The sequence below is a fragment of the Streptomyces sp. NPDC101234 genome (assembly GCF_044767525.1).
GTDB classification, from domain to species: domain Bacteria; phylum Actinomycetota; class Actinomycetes; order Streptomycetales; family Streptomycetaceae; genus Streptomyces; species Streptomyces sasae.
In genome coordinates, this window is sequence record NZ_JBIWOA010000112.1 from 1 (window position 1) to 1,904 (window position 1,904).

1 protein-coding gene and 1 pseudogene are annotated in these 1,904 nt (G+C 65.5%); both read right to left on the reverse strand.

The annotated features are described in order from the left end of the window. Positions 1 to 152: 152 nt before the first annotated feature. Entirely contained in the window at positions 153 to 566 is a 414-nt protein-coding gene (locus ACIRR9_RS55950; protein ID WP_403261888.1) for a cytidine deaminase, read from the reverse strand. 21 nt (positions 567 to 587) lie between these two features. Beyond that, positions 588 to 1,720: pseudogene (locus tag ACIRR9_RS55955) on the reverse strand (IS630 family transposase). Between the last annotated feature and the right edge of the window lie 184 nt (positions 1,721 to 1,904).

Consider the following 1,904-nt stretch of genomic DNA (forward strand, 5'->3'; position numbering starts at 1 on the left):
TGCACCACCTGCCACCAACCCCTGCCCAGAACAACCCCCACCAGCCAGAACCCGAGAGCCAGAGCAACTTAACGGAGTCCTACTAGTGCCGTATCAGACAAGCTTTGCCCCGTTGTGGGCCGACGGTGTCAGCTCGTGCTGAGGGGCGCGGTTTACTCGGCGTCGAGTTGATGGTCGGCCCAGACGTAGCTTTCGGGCAGCAATTCCGTGATGTGCATGGCCCGGATGCGGTCGTCTGCGCCGACGATTACCTTGAGGGCGGGAAAGTAGTCGAGAAGGACCTGCCGGCACCGGCCGCACGGAGGAACAACTCCCCGGTCGCGGTCACCCACGGCGACGATCGTGTCCAGATCGTAGGCACCCTGGGCGGCTGCCACGCCGATGAGGACCAACTCGGCGCAGGGTCCTCCGGTGAAGTGGTAGGCGTTCACCGCGGTGATGATCCGGCCGTCCCGGGCGCGGGCTGCGGCCGCCATGGTGTGGTTGTCGCCCCGGCAACGAGTACGGGCGACGTGTGCTGCGGCCTCGATGAGTTCGTGGTCGTCGGGGTGGGTCTGCGTGGTCATCTTCTCTGCCTTCGTTGGGTGTCAGCCGACGTTGGCCCGCGTGACGATGGTGTGCAAGCGAATATCTGTGGTGTGCTTGTTCCGCCAGATGATGTAGCGGTGGATCATGCTGCCCTGCTCCTTGTGGCTGGCATGGTCGGTGCGGTCCAGCGCGAAGTAGCGCAGGGCGGTGAACTGGGCCTCGATGCGGTTGAGCCAGGAGCTGTTGGTCGGTGTGTAGGCGAACTCGACGTTGTTGGCCGCGGCCCAGTCCCCGACGCGGGTGTCCTTCTGTGTGGCCAGGTGCGGGGGTGAAGGTGTCGAGCACGATCGCGATCCGGGTCTTGAGCGGGTAGAGGCTGCGCAGGTAGCGGCAGAACTGAAGGAACCTCGTCCGGTTCTTCTTCGGTTTGTTGTGGCCGTAGAGCTTGCCCTTGCTCAGGTCGAAGGCGGCGAACAGGTGCCGGACTCCGCGCGGGCCGGTGTAGGTCGCCCACCGCCGGGGTGCGGCTCGCGGTCAGCGTCCCTGTGTTTCCCGCCGTACTCAGCCCACTGCCGCCCGGGGTGGGGCATCAGGTTGAGCGGGCCGAACTCGCCGAGGCAGAGGACGACATCAGGCTCGCCGTCCTCGGGTATGACCTCGCCGTCGGGCATCGCGTAGAGGTGCTCGACGCGGGCCTTCTTGGCGGCATAGTCGGGGTCGCGGGAGGTCTTCCACGTCTCTATGCGTTGAAACGAGACGCCCTCCTCGCGGAGCAGGATGCGCAGCCCCTCGTGGCTGATGTCGTCGCCCACCCCCTCGGCGACCAGGAAGTCGGCCAGCTTGGCCAGGCTCCAGGCCGAGAACGGCAGGCCGTGCTCGACCGGCTTGGACTTGGCGATCTTCTTGATCTCGCGCCGTTCGGGCAGGGTGAACGTTCTCGGCCGACCGCCTTTGTACTTCGCGTACATGAGTCGAATCCGTCGGCGTTGAAGTTGTGGATGACGTCCCGGACCCGGTCGGGGCTGGTGAACGTTACCTCGGCGATCTTCGCGACGGGCATACTCTGCGCGGACAGCAGCACCATCTGAGCCCGCCGCCAGGGCACCACCGACCCTGTGCCCCTACGGATGCTCCGCAGCAGGCGCTGTCCCTCGTCGTCATCGATCTCGCGGACGCGCACTCGGTCTGCCACCCGGGACAGCCTGGCTGCACCACGACGCCTGGACCAGCATCCGAACGGCTCGTCACATCACTACGGGGCAAACGGTTGTCTGATGCGGTACTAGTAGGACTCCGTTAGGTCTGTCTCGCGGCACTGTTCGGGGGCATGCTGGAGGCGTGGACGCACATGAAGTGAACCGTGCTCGGGCGAAGTT